17 protein-coding genes are annotated in these 16,761 nt (G+C 67.9%); 13 read left to right on the top strand and 4 right to left on the bottom strand.

The genetic code is table 11. The features are described from left to right. The first annotated feature begins 1 nt into the window (after position 1). Positions 2 to 307: a DUF2469 domain-containing protein gene (locus tag Q0A27_RS00995; protein ID WP_014010227.1), complete on the top strand. Its 306-nt coding sequence runs from the start codon at positions 2 to 4 to the stop codon at positions 305 to 307. Here the strand turns inward: Q0A27_RS00995 and Q0A27_RS00990 are convergent. Continuing rightward, positions 291 to 1,580: an MFS transporter gene (locus tag Q0A27_RS00990; protein ID WP_291473221.1), complete on the bottom strand. Its 1,290-nt coding sequence runs from the start codon at positions 1,578 to 1,580 to the stop codon at positions 291 to 293. The genes Q0A27_RS00995 and Q0A27_RS00990 overlap by 17 nt on opposite strands. 191 nt (positions 1,581 to 1,771) lie before the next feature. On the opposite strand from Q0A27_RS00990, the gene Q0A27_RS00985 reads away from it, so the two are divergent. The 4 genes from Q0A27_RS00985 (at position 1,772) to Q0A27_RS00970 (ending at position 6,170) form a co-directional block, all read left to right on the top strand. Next, a complete protein-coding gene (locus Q0A27_RS00985) occupies positions 1,772 to 2,182 on the top strand; it encodes a YraN family protein (RefSeq protein ID WP_291473220.1) in 411 nt (136 codons plus the stop codon). Next, positions 2,182 to 3,759 carry a YifB family Mg chelatase-like AAA ATPase gene (locus tag Q0A27_RS00980; RefSeq protein WP_291473219.1) on the top strand — a complete coding sequence of 526 codons (1,578 nt, stop codon included), beginning with the start codon at positions 2,182 to 2,184 and terminating at the stop codon, positions 3,757 to 3,759. The genes Q0A27_RS00985 and Q0A27_RS00980 overlap by 1 nt, the downstream gene beginning before the upstream one ends. After that, the gene (gene dprA, locus Q0A27_RS00975) at positions 3,749 to 5,014 is read left to right on the top strand and encodes a DNA-processing protein DprA (protein ID WP_291473218.1); all 1,266 of its coding nucleotides are present in this window, start codon (positions 3,749 to 3,751) and stop codon (positions 5,012 to 5,014) included. The genes Q0A27_RS00980 and dprA overlap by 11 nt, the downstream gene beginning before the upstream one ends. A 214-nt stretch (positions 5,015 to 5,228) precedes the next feature. Beyond that, a complete protein-coding gene (locus Q0A27_RS00970; RefSeq protein ID WP_367273298.1) occupies positions 5,229 to 6,170 on the top strand; it encodes a tyrosine recombinase XerC in 942 nt (313 codons plus the stop codon). An 18-nt stretch (positions 6,171 to 6,188) separates the two neighbouring features. Here the strand turns inward: Q0A27_RS00970 and Q0A27_RS00965 are convergent, their stop codons facing one another. Then, on the bottom strand, positions 6,189 to 6,743 hold the full coding sequence (locus tag Q0A27_RS00965; protein ID WP_291473216.1) for a M23 family metallopeptidase: 555 nt from the start codon (positions 6,741 to 6,743) through the stop codon (positions 6,189 to 6,191). 492 nt (positions 6,744 to 7,235) lie between these two features. On the opposite strand from Q0A27_RS00965, the gene rpsB reads away from it, so the two are divergent. From rpsB to Q0A27_RS00940, 5 genes are all read left to right on the top strand, one after another. After that, a complete protein-coding gene (gene rpsB / locus Q0A27_RS00960) occupies positions 7,236 to 8,075 on the top strand; it encodes a 30S ribosomal protein S2 (protein WP_291473215.1) in 840 nt (279 codons plus the stop codon). 80 nt (positions 8,076 to 8,155) lie between these two features. Beyond that, on the top strand, positions 8,156 to 8,974 hold the full coding sequence (tsf, locus tag Q0A27_RS00955; protein ID WP_291473214.1) for a translation elongation factor Ts: 819 nt from the start codon (positions 8,156 to 8,158) through the stop codon (positions 8,972 to 8,974). 144 nt (positions 8,975 to 9,118) lie between these two features. Next, the gene (gene pyrH / locus Q0A27_RS00950) at positions 9,119 to 9,916 is read left to right on the top strand and encodes a UMP kinase (protein ID WP_291473213.1); all 798 of its coding nucleotides are present in this window, start codon (positions 9,119 to 9,121) and stop codon (positions 9,914 to 9,916) included. An 81-nt stretch (positions 9,917 to 9,997) separates the two neighbouring features. After that, the gene (frr, locus tag Q0A27_RS00945; RefSeq protein ID WP_291473212.1) at positions 9,998 to 10,555 is read left to right on the top strand and encodes a ribosome recycling factor; all 558 of its coding nucleotides are present in this window, start codon (positions 9,998 to 10,000) and stop codon (positions 10,553 to 10,555) included. After that, complete coding sequence (locus tag Q0A27_RS00940; protein ID WP_291473211.1) at positions 10,555 to 11,439, top strand: phosphatidate cytidylyltransferase; 885 nt, start codon at positions 10,555 to 10,557, stop codon at positions 11,437 to 11,439. The genes frr and Q0A27_RS00940 overlap by 1 nt, the downstream gene beginning before the upstream one ends. A gap of 43 nt (positions 11,440 to 11,482) precedes the next feature. Here the strand turns inward: Q0A27_RS00940 and Q0A27_RS00935 are convergent, their stop codons facing one another. Further along, entirely contained in the window at positions 11,483 to 11,944 is a 462-nt protein-coding gene (locus Q0A27_RS00935) for a lipopolysaccharide assembly protein LapA domain-containing protein (RefSeq protein WP_291473210.1), read from the bottom strand. A 94-nt stretch (positions 11,945 to 12,038) separates the two neighbouring features. Here Q0A27_RS00935 and rlmN point away from each other — a divergent pair, with 94 nt between their 5' ends. Continuing rightward, positions 12,039 to 13,151 carry a 23S rRNA (adenine(2503)-C(2))-methyltransferase RlmN gene (rlmN, locus tag Q0A27_RS00930; protein ID WP_291473209.1) on the top strand — a complete coding sequence of 371 codons (1,113 nt, stop codon included), beginning with the start codon at positions 12,039 to 12,041 and terminating at the stop codon, positions 13,149 to 13,151. Positions 13,152 to 13,590: 439 nt separating this feature from the next. Here the strand turns inward: rlmN and Q0A27_RS00925 are convergent, their stop codons facing one another. Next, positions 13,591 to 14,052 (bottom strand): DUF2631 domain-containing protein, encoded by a 462-nt coding sequence (locus Q0A27_RS00925; protein ID WP_291473208.1) that lies wholly within the window; start codon positions 14,050 to 14,052, stop codon positions 13,591 to 13,593. 223 nt (positions 14,053 to 14,275) lie between these two features. On the opposite strand from Q0A27_RS00925, the gene dxr reads away from it, so the two are divergent. Next, on the top strand, positions 14,276 to 15,460 hold the full coding sequence (dxr, locus tag Q0A27_RS00920) for a 1-deoxy-D-xylulose-5-phosphate reductoisomerase (protein ID WP_291473207.1): 1,185 nt from the start codon (positions 14,276 to 14,278) through the stop codon (positions 15,458 to 15,460). Next, positions 15,445 to 16,701 carry an RIP metalloprotease gene (locus tag Q0A27_RS00915; RefSeq protein WP_291473206.1) on the top strand — a complete coding sequence of 419 codons (1,257 nt, stop codon included), beginning with the start codon at positions 15,445 to 15,447 and terminating at the stop codon, positions 16,699 to 16,701. Before dxr ends, Q0A27_RS00915 begins: the two co-directional genes overlap by 16 nt. Positions 16,702 to 16,761 lie beyond the last annotated feature (60 nt).

Here is a 16,761-nt window from a genome sequence, read left to right as displayed (position 1 = left end):
CGTGAGTGCCGAGGATCTTGAGGACTACGAAGCCAATGTCGAGCTGTCCATGTACCGCGAGTACCGCGACGTGGTCAGTCAGTTCAGCTACGTCGTCGAGACGGAGCGGCGCTTCTACCTCGCCAATGCGGTCGAGCTGATCCCGCGGAACTCCGGCGGCGAGGTCTACTACGAGGTGCGTATGTCGGACGCCTGGGTGTGGGACATGTACCGTCCCGCCCGGTTCGTCCGCTACGTCCGGGTGATCACCTACAAGGACGTCAACATCGAGGAACTCGACAAGCCTGACCTCAGGCTGCCGGAGTAGATTCCGGCGCCTTCAGGGAGGACGCCGCGCGCAGCCGCGGACTGACCATTGCCCCGACGGCGACGAGCGCCGTGACGACGGCTCCGGCGATCACCGGGACCGATCCGCCGAGCTCGTAGAGCAGGGTACCGGCGGTGGGGGCGATCACCATCGTCAGACCCATGGACGCGGTGACCAGACCGGCCACCCCGCCCTGTTCAGCCGGGGTGACCTGGAGACTCGCACCGGCGGTGAACCCGGGCGTCGCCGTGCCCATACCGAGGGCCACCACGCCGACACCGACGTACAGCAGGACCGCGGTCAGGGGGACCGAGGAGACGGCGGGGGCCAGCAGGAGGAAACCGACCGCCGCAGTGGACGCCCCGACGCGCAGCAGCGTCCCCGGGCCCCATCCGCTGCGCGGCACGATGACGGCCTGGGAGACGACCACCCCGGCACCGGCGACCAGCAGTGCGAGGCCGGTGAGCAGTCCGGCCCGGTCATCAGTGACATCGAGCCGGTCCTGGACCAGGAACCCGATGATGATCTGGATGAAGCCGAGGGCCAGGTACATGCCGAAACAACAGAGCAGGAACGGCAGGACGCGCGGGTCGGTGGGCCGGACGGTGCAGGGACGCTTCATCAACTCGGTGGGCGCCTGGGGCCGCAGCCGGGTTCTCACGAGAACCACGGCGGCGACCAGGAGCACGGGTACAGCGACCAGGGGAACCATGAGTCCGAAGATCGCGAGCAGTCCACCGACCGCCGAACCGACGACCTGACCGACACCCTGGGTCGCTCCGAGTCTGGCCATACCCTTCACCCGGGCACCGCTGTCCACGGTGCCGTCGGCGGCGGTGGTCACATCGGCGATGGCGGCCTGGGCGGTCGGCGGAACCGCGGCCATTGCCGCCCCGAAGAACACACCGCGCAGCAGGAGGAAGAGAAGGAACAGTCCGACTCCGCCGATGACGCCGGTCATGCCGAGTCCGGCGACAAGGGCGAACAGGGCGGTGGCGACCGCCGCAGCGGACAGTGCGGCGGTGAGGACGCTGCGTCGGCCGGCGGACTGGGAGCGGCGTCCCCAGGCGGGGCTGGTCAGCGCGACCATCAGGGCGGCGGCGCTGAGAGTGACACCCACCTGCCAGTCCGCCAGACCGACATTGCGGGCCAGCGGGGCGATCACCGGGCTCAGCGACATCTGGGCCAGGATGGTGATGAAGGTGACGGTCAGCAGGATCCGGATCTGTGCGTCTGTGCTGTCGGTACTGTCTTCGCCGACGGTGGTCGTCATGTCACTCCTGTGTGCGGGGCGGGGCAGAAAATGGCGAGCCTCACCTTAGTTCACCGTGGTTACCGCGGGGAACAGGAGGGGACAACCGGCCCGGGAGAAGTTTGTCCACAGGGGTCGAGTTATCCACAGGGTCCTGGGCTTTCGTCTTTTTCCACGGCGGGAACGTCCCGGTACTGTGCCACAGTTCCTCCATGACCCGAGACACTTCTGATGCACGCGACCCGATCAACCCGTCGCGCTCCCGTAACCTGCGCACTGTCGGAGCCGCCGGGGAGGACGAGGCCGCCGCCTGGTTCACCGCCCGCGGCTACGTTCTGCTGGACCGTAACTACTTCACCACCCGCGGCGAGGTGGACATCATCCTGCACACCCCACCTGACCACCCGGACCATCCGGCACTTGTCTTCGTCGAGGTGAAGTGGCGGCTCGACGACCGCTACGGCGTCGGGGCGGAGGCGGTCACCCCGGCGAAACTGCGGGCGATGCGGGCCGCCGCCACCCGGTGGCTCGACAGGAACCCGCAGCACCGGACCGGCACCCTGCGCTTCGACGTTCTCGACATCACCGCCGGGGAGCTCACCCATTACGAAGGGGTGGAGTGATGACCACTGTCAGCAACCGCTCGCTGGTGCGGGTGGGGCAGGCCCGCAGCGTGGGGCTCGACGGGTTGACCGGGATCCCCGTCACCGTCGACTGCGACATCAGCCGCGGGCTGCCGGGGATGAACATCGTCGGACTGGGGGATGCCGCCGTCGTCCAGGCCCGCGACCGGGTACGCTCCGCGGTGATCAACAGTGGACTGCAGTGGCCGAAGTCGCGGGTGGTGGTGAGTCTGTCCCCGGCGTCGGTGCCGAAGACCGGGTCCGGCTTCGACCTGCCGATGGTGCTGGCGATCCTCGCCGCCCAGGGGGTGGTCCACCCGGACGACCTCGCCGACGCCGCCGTGGTCGGGGAACTGGGGCTCGACGGCACGGTACGTGGTGTGCCTGGCGTCCTTCCGATGGTGCTGGCCGCGCGGGAAGCCGGGGTGGGGCGTCTCGCCGTGCCGGTCGACAACCTCGCCGAAGCCTCACGGGTGCCGGGGATCCGGGTCGGCGGGCTGGAACACCTGACTCAGCTGGTGGGTTGGGCTGTGGGACAGGAGCCCGGGCTCATCGCGCCGGAGCCTGCGGCGGGAACCGGGGCGACAGTTCCCGACCTGTGTGAGGTCACCGGACAGTCGGTGGCCCGCCGTGCCCTGGAGACCGCCGCGGCCGGCGGGCACCACCTGTGGTTGTCGGGTGCGCCGGGTTCCGGAAAATCGATGCTCGCTGAGCGGCTGCCGGGGATCCTGCCGCCGCTGGACGACGAGGAACAGCTGGAGGCCGCGGCAGTGCACTCCGTCGCCGCGGAGAAGGGCGATCTCGCCGGGATCTGGCGGCGGACCAGGCCGTTCGTGGCACCTCATCCGTCACTGACCCTGCCCGCGCTGACCGGTGGTGGATCCGGGCGCCTCCGACCCGGGGCGGTGAGTCTGGCCCACCACGGCGTCCTCTTCCTCGACGAAGCGCCGGAGGTGTCACGGAGTGTGTTGGAGGGACTGCGGGTACCGATGGAACGCGGCACGGTGTCGGTGGAACGGGTGCGCCGTACCCTCGTGCTTCCCGCCAGGTTCCAGCTGGTCATCGCCTCGAACCCGTGTCCGTGCGGGGCAGAGGAATCTGCGGAGTGCCTCTGCCGGGGCGGGGTACGCGACCGCTACCTGCAGCGCATCTCGGGTCCGCTGCGTGACCGGATCGACATCATCGCCACCACCGGTGGTAACCGGGCGGCATCCGTCGCCGGGGAGACCGGGGAATCCTCGGCGGTGGTGCGTGAGCGGGTGTCCGCCGCAAGGGCCCGGGCGGCGTCCCGCTGGTCGGTGAGGGGAGACGACCCGTCCTGGCGGACGACCGCGGACGTGCCGGGCCCGGTGCTGCGCCGGGAGTTCCCCGCCGAGGACGCCGCGATGCTGGTCCTGGAGGACCAGCTGCGCCGCGGGGTGCTGTCGCAGCGTGGGGTGGACCGGAGTATGCGCGTCGCGTGGACGCTGGCGGATCTCGCAGGAAAGGACCGGCCGGGGGTCGGGGACGTGATGGACGCGGTGGACATGTTCACCGGGACAGTGGAGGGGCAGGACAGTGACCGTGGTGGATATTGACGAGGCCAGGGCAGAGCGGGATCCGGAACGACTGCTGGCCTGGGCGGTACTGCGACGCCTGGTGGAGGCGTCCCGCACTGATGTGGTGCGGCTGCTGTGGCCGGACGGGGACACCACCGCACCCGCCCGGGTGATCCGGCTGGTCGAGATGCTGCGGCAGGGGGATGTCTCGCTGCCGGCGGGACTGCAGGGGCTGACCGCGGAGAAGACCGCACAGATCAGCCAGCAGGCGGAGGCGGACCTGCAGTGGGCGCGGGTCAACCGGTGGCGGCTGATCACCCCGGACGACCCGGAGTGGCCGATGCGTCGGCTCGAGGAGTCTTTCGGGGCGACGGGTGACCTGGACGGGCCGGTGCTCTCCGGCGGTGCGGTGCCGGGGGAGTCCGGGGACGCGCCGGGGGTCCGTCGCCGTGCGGCCCGGCCGTTCGCCCTGTGGGGACGTGGACCGGCGGAGCTGGCGTCCACCGTGGAGCGCAGTGTGGCTCTGGTGGGGACACGGTCGTCGACGTCCTACGGCAACCGCACCACCCACCGCTTCGCCGGGGAGCTCGCCGGGGCCGGCTACACGGTCGTGTCCGGCGGGGCGGTCGGGATCGACACCGCCGCCCACCGCGGTGCCCTGGAGGCCTCCGGTGCGACGGTGGCCGTGGCGGCCAGTGGACCGGGGGAGATCTATCCGCGGTCGAATGAGGACCTGTTCCGCCGCATCGCGCAGACCGGACTGGTCGTCACGGAGTACCCGCCGATGACCCGTCCCGCCCGCTACCGGTTCCTCACCCGCAACCGGCTCGTCGCCGCCCTGACCCGTGGGACGGTACTGCTCGCCGCCGGGCACCGCTCCGGTGCGGTGAACACCGCCAACTGGGCCGATGTGATGCTCCGGCCGGTGATGGTGTTGCCCGGGCCGGTGGACAGTGCGGAGTACGTCGGGTGTCACAAGCGGATCCGGGACGGTGCGGGGACGCTGGTCACCACGACCGCGGAAGTCCGGGAGATCATCGAGCCGATCGGTTCCGTGGACCCGGACAGGCAGCTCGACCTGGAGTTCGCCGCCAGCCCCGTCCAGCAGCTCAGCCGGGACCAGCTAGCCGTGTTCGACGCCTGCGGGATCGCCACCGACGACACCGGGCACCTCGACCAGATCGCCGCGGAGATCGGACTACCGGTCGCGGCGGTGGTGCGCACCGTCGGTGAACTGGAGGGGACGGGCCTCGTCGTGCGCAACGGTGACCGGTGGGTGAAGAACGACAGGTGACGGGGATGGGGGGGAGAGAACCGGGAAGCACAACCGGGATGATCTACGACGGATACGACACCCAGGGATGACAGGGACGCCGAGGTCAAGGAGGGCTGAGGGCTGATGAGTACCCGCTACGACACCGGAGAGGACAACCTCCGACGGTGGTACGGCGATCCCGACTGCATCAGTGGTCTACTGTGATGACATGAGTTCCAGTGGGAGCAGCGACATGGCCGGGGCCATCGACGGCTACCTGGAGTACCTCGACCTGGTCAAAGGGCGCTCGGCCAACACTGTCCGCGCCTACGGGGCTGACCTGCGTGCCGCCTTCGAGGGGGTCGGGACTCTCGACGGCTTCACCCTCGACCACTGCCGCGACGTCCTGGACTGGGCCGTGGAGAACGGGGACGCGAAAGCCACCCTCGCCCGCATCGCCTCCAGTCTGCGCGGCTTCGGCGCCTGGCTCGTCCACACCGGGGCTCTGCAGGTGAACCCCGCCGCCGGACTGCAGACCCCGAAAACCTCGCGCACCCTGCCCCGGGTGCTGCGGGAGGACCAGGTCGGCGGCGTCCTGGAACAGGCCAGGGCACATGCCCACCGTTCACCCACCGAGGGCGACACCGGCCCGACCCCGAAGGACATCCGTGACTGGGTGATGCTCGAAGTCCTCTACGCCACCGGTATCCGCGTCTCCGAGCTCGCCGGTGCCGATGTCGACGATCTGGGTGGTAACGGCGATCCCGGCGCCCGCAGTCTCCGGGTGGTCGGCAAGGGCGACAAGACCCGCGTCGTCCCCTTCGGCCCGACCGTGGAGAACGCACTGCGTGAATGGCTGGCGGTGCGCCCAGGGATGCTGCCGACGACCGGCGGAATACGGGCAGCACAACCGGCACTGTTCCTCGGTGCCCGGGGAGGACGCATAGACGTCCGACAGGTCCGCACCGTCGTCCACCGGGCCACCGGAGGGGCCGGCGTCCCCGAGATCGCCCCACACGGACTGCGGCACTCCGCCGCCACCGCCGTCCTCGACGGTGGAGCGGACCTGCGCGTGGTCCAGCAGCTGCTGGGGCACACCTCGATGAACACCACGCAGATCTACACCCACGTCGGCACCGAACGGCTCCGCGCGGTCTACAAGCAGGCGCATCCGCGGTCCGGGTCCCAGGACTGAGTCAGGGCTCCAGGGTGTTCAGCGCCAGAGCCTGACCTGCACGGGGCCCAGCAGCGTCATCGGGTCGATGTAGTGCTCGGCGTCCTCGGCAGGTGGGCCGAGCACCGCACCCCAGTGCAGGCCCGGATCACGCCGGGCGGTCTCCGGCAGTGAGGAGTTGCCGGCCAGCACGCCGAGGACGTCGCCACGACCCAGCTGCTCACCGGCGCGTACCTGGGCGAGTACGGGCTCATAAGTGGTGCGCAGGCCGTTCCCGTGGTCGACGGACACGGTCGGCGTCCCCGCGACCACCCCGGCGAAGCGCACCGTGCCCGCGGCGCTGGCCCGGACCGGTAGCCCGGGCGAGGCGTCCAGATCCACGCCGCGGTGGCCGGGCAGCCAGTTCTGTTCGGGGATGTCCGCCGGCACCAGGACTGCACCGGGCGCCGGACGCAGATGATTCGCGCCCGGTGGAGAGCCCGGTGGAGACTCGGGCGCGGCGGCGGTCGGTACGGTGGTGAGGCCCACGGACAGTGCGGTGCTGAGGAGTGCAGCGGCGAGCCGAGGTACGGTGTCGACTGTCTTCGTTGTCATCCGTCCATCGTCGCGGCCGCCGTCCCCCGTCACCAGGGGGTCAGCGAAATGTGGACAACCGCTGAGACGTCGTCCACAGGACAGTCACCGGGACTTGGTTAATCGCGGGAAGCCAGGTAATGTCGCACCCTGCAGTATGCCCGGCCGGTGGTCGGCGGGACTGTCGCGCAGGTCGTCTCCTCACACGCAGAGGCCGGTCGGCGCAGGTACCGCACCAATCACGGACACAGGTCCAGGTGTACTGACATCGCGCAGGTTCAGCGTGATCCGAACAAGGCCCGTCCGTCAACGGTGCCCTCCTGCTTCAAGGAGGGTTTACTGGGCGGGGACAATCCGGGATACCTGCCAGGTCAGCCGATGTACGACCACGTCACGAGGACGCGGCGTACCCGGCCGAGAAAACCGTCACCCCCAAACTTTTGAAAGCGAGGAAGGGGAGAGGCGCCAGGCACTGTCACAGTGCCCCACGGCAGCGAGCTCCCCTGACACAACATGGCTGTTGTCACCATGCGCGAACTGCTGGACGCCGGCGTCCACTTCGGTCACCAGACCCGTCGTTGGAACCCGAAGATGCGTCGTTTCATCTTCACCGACCGTAACGGCATCTACATCATCGACCTCCAGCAGACGCTGACCTTCATCGACGAGGCCTACGAGTTCGTCAAGGAGACCGTCGCCCACGGCGGAAACATCCTCTACGTCGGCACCAAGAAGCAGGCCCAGGAAGGCATCGCCTCCGAGGCCGAGCGAGTCGGCATGCCCTACGTCAACCACCGTTGGCTCGGTGGCATGCTCACCAACTTCCAGACGGTCGCCAAGCGTCTGCACCGCCTCAAGGAGCTCCAGGCCATGGAGTCCGCCGAGGACGGCTACGCCGGTCGCACCAAGAAGGAAGTCCTCATGCTGACCCGCGAGCGCAACAAGCTCGAGCGCGTCCTGGGCGGTATCGCCGACATGTCCAAGGTCCCCTCCGCTCTGTGGATCGTCGACACCAACAAGGAGCACATCGCGGTCGCCGAGGCCAAGAAGCTCAACATCCCGGTCGTCGCCATCCTGGACACCAACTGCGATCCCGACGTCGTCGACTTCCCGATCCCGGGCAACGACGACGCCATCCGCGCCACCAACCTGCTGACCTCTGTCATCTCCTCCGCCGTCGAGGAGGGCCGCAAGGTCCGCGCCGAGCGTCAGGCCGCCGCCGCCAAGGAGACCGCCGGTGACGCCGAGGTCGCCGAGATCGTCGTCGAAGCCGAGCGGGCCGAGACCGAGAAGGCCGCCGAGATCGCCGAGGCTGAGGTCAAGGCCGAAGAGGCCACCCCCTCCGCCGAGTAGTACCCCCCACCCGGTAGTACCGGTCGGGGACAAACCAGTCACCCCGACCTTCCAACCACGTACAAGGAGGATCGCCGCACATGGCGAACTACACCGCTGCTGATGTCAAGAAGCTCCGTGAGCTCACCGGCTCCGGCATGATGGCCTGCAAGAAGGCTCTGGACGAGGCCGAGGGCGACTTCGACAAGGCCGTCGAGATCCTGCGCATCAAGGGCGCCAAGGACGTCGGAAAGCGCGCTGAGCGCACCGCCGCCGAGGGCCTGATCGCCGTTTCCGGCGCCACCATGGTCGAGATCAACTCGGAGACCGACTTCGTCGCCAAGACCGACGAGTTCATCGCTTTCGCGAACCGCGTCGCCGAGGCCGCCGCCGAGGCCAAGGCCAACTCCGCTGAGGAGCTCGCCGCCGCCACCGTCGACGGCAAGACCGCCCAGGAGGCTCTCGACGAGCTCTCCGCCAAGATCGGTGAGAAGCTGCAGCTGCGTCGCGCCGTCACCCTCGAGGGTGACAACGTGGCCGTCTACCTGCACCACCGTTCCGCCGACCTGCCGCCGGCCGTCGGTGTGCTCGTCGCCTACACCGGTGACGACGAGGCTGCCGCCAAGGGCGCCGCCATGCAGGTCGCCGCGCTCAAGGCCCAGTACCTGACCGACGCCGAGATCCCGGACGAGGTCAAGGACAAGGAGCGCGAGATCGCCGCCGCCACCGCCCGCGAAGAGGGCAAGCCGGAGAAGATCATCCCGAACATCGTGGAAGGCCGCCTCAAGGGCTTCTACAAGGATGTCTGCCTCCTGGACCAGCCCTCCGTCACGGAGTCCAAGAAGACCGTCAAGCAGGTCCTCGACGAGGCCGGCGTGACCCTCACCGGGTTCGTCCGCTTCGAGGTCGGCCAGCAGTAGTTCGCTGACGGCTCTCCGCCACACCCGCCGCCACCCGGAAACCCGGGGGCGGCGGGCGTTGTCGTATGCGGTGAGGGATGCACGGAAACCCCGGTGGCGGTCGCACGGGTGGGTCGGCGGCAGGCTAGACTGGGCGACCGGACTATGTGCCCTACCCACAATCCTGACCTCGATCCCCAAGGAGACCCCACGGTGACTGCCAGCGAGAATTCCGAACGACGACCAGGCTTCAAGCGGGTCATGCTCAAGCTCGGGGGAGAGATGTTCGGTGGTGGCAACGTGGGCGTCGATCCGGACGTCGTCGAGAATGTCGCCCGTCAGATCGCCGAGGTCGCCCGCACCGGCGCCGAGGTCGCCGTGGTCATCGGCGGTGGCAACTTCTTCCGTGGTGCCGAACTCCAGCAGCGCGGCATGGACCGGGCCCGCTCGGATTACATGGGCATGCTGGGCACCGTGATGAACTGCCTGGCTCTCCAGGATTTCCTCGTGAAGCAGGGCATCGACACCCGCGTCCAGACCTCCATCAACATGGCGCAGGTCGCCGAGCCCTACCTGCCGCTGCGCGCCGTGCGTCACCTGGAGAAGGGGCGCGTCGTCATCTTCGGTGCCGGCATGGGCCTGCCCTACTTCTCCACCGACACCACCGCCGCCCAGCGCGCCCTGGAGATCGGCTGTGAGGTCCTCCTCATGGCCAAGGCGGTCGACGGCGTCTACTCCGACGACCCCCGCACCAACCCGGAGGCCGAGCTCTTCACCGAGATCACCCACAGCGAGGTCATCGAGCGCGGCCTCAAGGTCGCCGACGCCACCTCCTTCAGCCTCTGCATGGACAACGAGATGCCGATGCTCGTCTTCAACCTGCTCACCGAGGGCAACATCGCCCGCGCGGTGGCCGGTGAGCGCATCGGCACCCTGGTCTCCACCCCCTCCGCACAGGGCTGACGGACGCACTTCCGGCCGGGGAGAACCCGGCAACCTGGTACATTCACCGTAGAAAATCTTACCGAGGACGAGGACCATCCCATGATTGACGACACCCTGCTCGACGCCGAAGACCACATGAGCCGTTCCGTGGACCATGTGCGGGAGGATCTGACCACCATCCGTACCGGTCGCGCCAACCCGGCCATGTTCAACGGCGTCTTCGCCGAGTACTACGGCATGCGCACCCCGATCACCCAGATGGCCACGATCAGCGTCCCGGAGCCGCGGATGCTCATCATCAAGCCCTACGAGATGTCCGTCATGCAGGAGATCGAGAACGCGATCCGCAACTCCGACCTCGGCGTCAACCCCACCAATGACGGCCAGGTGCTGCGCGTCACCATCCCGCAGCTCACCGAGGAGCGTCGTAAGGATCTCGTGAAGGTCGCCCGCGGCAAGGGGGAGGACGCCAAGATCTCCATCCGCAATATCCGTCGCAAGGGCATGGACGCCCTGAAGAAGATCCAGAAGGACGGCGATGCCGGCGAGGATGAGGTCCAGGCAGCCGAGAAGGAGCTGGACAAGATCACCCAGGGCTACGTCGCCCGGGTCGACGAGGTCGTATCGTCGAAGGAAAAGGAACTGATGGAGGTCTAGTGGACTCCCATCCTGATTCCGGCCGGATCCACCTTCCGCAGCCGAAGAACTCCGCCGGACGGTCCCTGCCCGTCGCCATCAGTGTCGGCGTCGGGCTCGGCGCGCTGGTGATCGCCTGTCTGGTGATCCCCTACGCCTGGTACCCGCTCATCGCCGTGGCCATGGGCCTGGCGACCTGGGAGGTCACCAGACGCCTCGGTGAGAACGGCTACGACGTCCAGTTCCCCGTCCTGCTGCTGTGCGGTCAGGCGATGATCTGGTTGTCCTGGCCTTTCAACGCGACCGGTCTGCTCTCCGCCTTCGGGGTGTCGGCCTTGGTGACCGTCGTCGCCCGGTTGTTCCACCACGGACGGACGGTGAAGCCCGAGAACTGGCTGCGGGACGCCGGCATCTCCGTCTTCGTGCTCGTCTGGATCCCGCTGTGCGGAGGGTTCGGGGCTATGCTCTCCCTGATCTCCCGCGACGACGTCTCCGGCTGGGCCTTCATCGTCTCGTTCATGCTCTGCGTCATCGCCTCCGATGTCGGCGGCTACGCCTCGGGTGTGTTCTTCGGCAGCCACCCCATGGCACCGGCGATCAGCCCGAAGAAGTCCTGGGAGGGCTTCGCCGGGTCCGTGATCTTCGCCTCGGTCGTCGGCGTGATTGTCATGGTCACCCTGCTGAAGTACGACGACCCCGTGCACTATCTGCTGGGCCTCGGCTTCGGCGCCGGACTGTCCCTGTGCGCGATCCTGGGCGACCTGGTGGAGTCGCAGTTCAAGCGGGACCTGGACATCAAGGACATGTCTGCGATGATCCCCGGACACGGCGGAATCATGGACCGCATCGACGGCATGTTGCCCGCCGCGATGCTGACCTGGATCATGCTCAGCGCCCTGTCCTGACACCCGTGCGTGACACCCGTGCGTGACGCCCGGGGCAGGGGCGTTACTTTCCCTTCCTGACCTGGTGGCGCAGCTGGAAAATCCGGACCGTACCGATACTCGCCGCCACCAGTGCGCCACCGACCGCGGCGATGAGCATCCCGACCCCGATCGGGAAGTTCCAGGTCCAGAAGAAGACATTGAGCTCGGTGCTGTCACCGTTCTGCAGGATGAACACCAGCAGCAGAACCAGGATCACCGCACCGATGATCAGAGCCACCCACGTCGACCCCGCGACTGTGCGGGTCACGTCGTGGCCTGTCGGCACAGGCGTAGCATCCTCGGTGTCAGAGGTCTCCGGTGCCTCCGCCCCAGAGGCGTCTGTGGCGTCCCGGTCGGTGGCGTCCTGCGGCCTGGAGCCGTCGAGGAACTCCGGGGAGTCGGGAGACCCTGCGGAGACGGTGGAGTCGGTGAAGTCAGCGTCGGTGGGCTGGCCCTCGGGCAGCTCCTGGTCCTTGTTCTTCATGGCGCCCCATCATAGGCGTCCTGCGGGGTCCGCTGTGTGCGGCACATCCCACGATGTGTCCGAACCCACGGTGAGGTGCAATAATGGGCCAATCATGGCTGAACCCGTACAACTGCAGTTCCGCGCCCCGACCCGCGGCATGCCCCCGACCCACCTGGCCGACCTCACCGACGACGAGGTCAAGGCCGCCGTCAAGGACGCCGGCCTGCCTGGCTTCCGCGCCAACCAGATCGCCCGCCAGTACTACGGCCGCCTCGAGGGCGACCCGACGGCGATGACCGATCTGCCGGAGAATCTCCGCGCCACGGTCAAGGACACCCTGTTCCCCACGCTGATGGATCCGGTGCGTCACATCTCCTGTGACGAGGGACAGACCCGCAAGACCCTCTGGAAGCTGCACGATTCGACCCTGCTCGAGTCCGTGCTCATGCGTTACCCCGACCGGGCGACGCTGTGCATCTCCTCCCAGGCCGGCTGCGGTATGGCCTGCCCGTTCTGTGCCACCGGCCAGGGCGGACTTGACCGCAACCTGTCCACCGGCGAGATCGTCGAGCAGGTCCGCGCCGCGGCCAAGGCCATGCGCGACGGTGATGTCGAGGGTGGCGAAGGTCGACTGTCGAACATTGTCTTCATGGGCATGGGCGAGCCGCTGGCCAACTACAAGCGCGTCGTCGCCGCCATCAAGCGGATCACCTCGCCGTCGCCGGAGGGCTTCGGTATCTCCCAGCGCAATATCACCGTCTCCACCGTGGGCCTCGCCCCGGCGATCCGCCGACTGGCCGACGAGGGCATGCACATGCGCCTGGCTGTCAGCCTGCACTGCCCGGACGATGAACTGCGCGACACCCTCGTCCCGGTCAACAACCGCTGGTCCATCGAGGAGGTGCTTGACGCCGCCGCCTATTACGCGGAGAAGTCGGGACGCCGAGTTTCGATCGAGTACGCGCTCATCAAGGAAGTCAACGACCACCCGTGGCGTGCCGACCTGCTGGGAAAGCGGCTCAAGAAGAAGCTGGGCAACCAGGTCCACGTCAACCTCATCCCGCTGAATCCGACCCCGGGGTCGGAGTGGGACGCCTCGCCGAAGCCGGTGCAGGACGAGTTCGTCCGTCGCGTCAATGAGCAGGGTGTGGCCTGTACCGTGCGAGACACCCGTGGCCAGGAGATCGCCGCGGCCTGTGGTCAGCTCGCCGCCGAGGAGCGGTAGTAGTCCGTCCCGGACATCGGCTGCTCTGAATGCTGCTGGCACAGCGGAGTATCGCACCTGCCCCTGGATCGCGCTCGAGGTGACCAGGACACTTACCTGAAGTGAGTGATCGGCAGGTGCGATATTCCGCATCCGGGGTCGGGGAAGCGGTCCATCAGCCCACCGTGTCCGGAAGCGTCCACCGTGTCCGGAAGCGTCCACTGTGTCCGGAAGTAGTCCCGAGGGGGCGAATACTCTGACTCCGGGCGACCTGTCGGCACTACTTCCGTACCGGGGCATTGTAGGAGCGACCTGTGGACACTACTTCCGTACAGGACAGAGCCATAAGGTCTGGTCGTGGGGGCTGGGGCACACGAAAAACCCCGCCGGCTGCGGAGTGCAGCGGGCGGGGTGACGGGGTCCGGCCGGTGACGGAGAACCGACCGGCCTATCCGGGGGCCTACTTGTGGTGGGCCAGACCGTGCGGCGGGGTGGGGACGTCTTCCACACCGTCGACACCGACGCCGGGGAGGTTCCAGGAACGCAGTTCGGCAGTGGTGAGGTCCGCGTAGCGACCGGTGAGGTTGCGCTGGTCCTCGGTCCAGACCGGCTCGATGTGGCCGACCGGCTTGTTGTGGGAGGTCACCGTCGTGCGGGCGGCACGGGGCTTCCAGTTCGGGGAAGACTTGCGGGCGTAGAGCGTCACACCGAGAAGGATCGCGAGGCCGATCACGACGATGTAGATGTCCTCGACCTTGCCGTGGTGGTTACCGAAGAGGAATCCGAACATGCAGATTCCGGCGACGTAACCGATGATGATCGTGGTCTTGCGCGGGAACTGGTGCCAGCCCCAGGCGGCGGAGGGCTCATCCTCCGTGGAAACGCCGTTGTACACTTCGACCTTAGTGCCGTGGTCAGCCACTTCGAGATCCTCCTGAAGTACGTGGCAGTAGTCACCTGCCAGATTTAGTGCCCCTATTGTTACACATGACGGGCCCGGGAACGAACACCACCCGGCGTTTCGGGGGCACCACGGGGGAACCACGGGGAACCACGGGGAACAGTCGGGAGAACCCCGGGGAGAGCGGCGCGGCAACCGGCCAACCTGCCCCCTTCACAGGTTCCCGGCAGCCATCCGTGGAACAATGGTCCGGGTGAAAACGCGTGTAGTGGTGCTCGGCAGCACCGGATCCATCGGCACCCAGGCCCTGGACATCATCGCGGAGAACCCCGACCAGTTCGAACTTGTCGGTGTGTCCGCCCAGGGGTCCCGTCCGGAGCTTCTCCTCGACCAGGTTCGGAGCTTCGGTCTCGACCCCTCGCATGTCGCGGTGGCCAGTGATGTCGCAGCCGACATGCTCGACCGGGAACTCGACGGACACGTCATCCGCGGCACCCGTTCGCCCCGCACCCTTGTCGAGGAGGCGGGGGAGTACGGCTGCGATGTCGTCCTCAACGCCCTCGTCGGATCGCTCGGCCTCGACGCCACCCTCGCCACACTCCAGGGGGACGCGCGCCTGGCCCTGGCGAACAAGGAGTCTCTCGTCGCCGGCGGCGATCTGGTGCTGGACACCGCCTCGGAAGGCCAGCTCGTGCCGGTGGACTCCGAACACTCCGCCATCGCCCAGTGTCTGCGTGCCGGTACCCGCGAGGAGGTGGCGTCCCTGGTCCTCACGGCTTCCGGCGGGCCGTTCCGCGGCTGGACCCGCGAGCAGCTCGAACCGGTCACCCCGTTGGACGCCAAGTGCCATCCCACCTGGTCGATGGGTCAGATGAAGTCCCTCAACAATGCGACGATGGTGAACAAGGGGCTCGAGGTCATCGAGGCATCCCTGCTGTTCGATGTGCCCGCGGAGAAGATCGAGGTCACTGTTCACCCCGAGATGACCGTGCACTCCATGGTCACCTTCACCGACGGTGCGACCATCGCCCAGGCGTCCACCCCGTCGATGCGTCTGCCGATCTCCCTGGCACTGGGCTGGCCGGGCCGCGTGCCCGGTGCGAAGACACCGCTGAGCTTCGCCGAGGCGTCCACCTGGACCTTCGAACCACTCGATGACGCCGTGTTCCCCGCCGTCCGGCTCGCCCGTGACGCGGTCTCGGCCGGGGGCTGCATGCCCGCGGTCTACAACGCCGCCAACGAGGAAGCCGCCGTCGAGTTCCTCGCCGGGACACTGAGCTTCCCGCGGATCGTCGATACCGTCGCTGCCGTCCTCGACGACTGCTCGCGCTTCACCACCCGACCCCGTGACCTCGACGATGTGCTGGAGGCTGAGCGTGCCGCCCGCGCCGCCGCACACGAAAGGATGGCGTCGTGGCTTACGCGATAGGCGTCCTCCTCTTCGCGGTGGGAATCGCCGCGTCCATCGCCCTGCACGAGGCCGGACACATGGTCGCCGCCCGCAGCTTCGGCATGCGGGTGCGCCGCTACTTCATCGGTTTCGGCCCCACCCTGTGGTCGAAGAAGAAGGGGCACACCGAGTACGGCTTCAAGGCCGTACCCTTCGGCGGTTTCTGCGACATCGCCGGCATGACCGCCCTTGACCCGTACACCGAGGACGAGAAGCCGTACCTCATGGTCGACCGGCCAGGTTGGCAGCGCATCCTCGTGATGCTCGCCGGCATCGCGGTGAACATCGTGCTGGCCATGGCGATCATCTTCGGCGTCGCCGTGACCTGGGGCCTGCCGCAGACCTCCAATGACCCGGCACCCGCGGTCGTCGCGGAGACGATGTGCACCCCGACCAGCATCGAGGACGCGAAGGCCGACGACGGTGCAGGACACTGCGAGGGCGCGGGTCCGGCCGCGGATTCCGGACTGAAGGTCGGTGACGAGGTCACCTCCGTCAACGGGGTCGATGTCGATGACTTCCCGGCGATGGTCGAGGAGCTCGACACCGTCGGGTCTGACGCAGCCTCCGGCGGCGCCGTCGCCGGCGACCGGGTCACTGTCCCGGCCACCGTCGAGCGTAACGGTCAGGAGATCAGCCTTGACCTCCAGGTGGAGGTCGTAGAACGCCAGACGCAGTCCGGCGACGCCGTGCTCACCGGTGCCATCGGCATGCGGATCGACAACCCGAACGCGGAACTGGTGGACTACAACGTCCTCACCGCGATCCCCGGCACAGTGCACTACTCCGGTTACATCGTCACCGAGACCGCCAAGGCGCTCGTCGACCTGCCGGCACGGTACTGGCCGGTGGTGGAGTCCATCTTCGGCGCCGACCGTGCCGATGATTCGCCGGTGAGTGTCGTCGGGGCGTCCCGCGCCGGCGGCGAGCTCGTCCAGCACGACCAGTGGATGGCGTTCCTGCTGCTGCTGGCGAACCTCAACTTCTTCCTCGCCGCCTTCAACCTTGTGCCGCTGCCCCCGATGGACGGTGGCCATGCGATCGTCGTCGTCTACGAGAAGATCCGTGACTGGTTCCGCCGTCGTCGGGGCCTGGAACCCGGCGGCCCGGCCGACTACACCCGTCTGCTGCCGGTGACCTATGCCGTCGCCGCGATCCTCCTCGTCTTCGGTCTCACGGTCATCGTCGCCGACGTGATCAACCCGGTGCAGTTGTTCTGACGCCCATACCGGATCCACCGGCGCGGTATCCCGAGGTCACGGCGACCCGTTGGTAATCTC

The sequence above is a fragment of the Corynebacterium sp. genome, assembly GCF_022712275.1.
Lineage (GTDB): Bacteria > Actinomycetota > Actinomycetes > Mycobacteriales > Mycobacteriaceae > Corynebacterium.
Note: the sequence above shows the minus strand (reverse complement) of the source record. Positions and strands in the feature narration are given on the sequence as shown.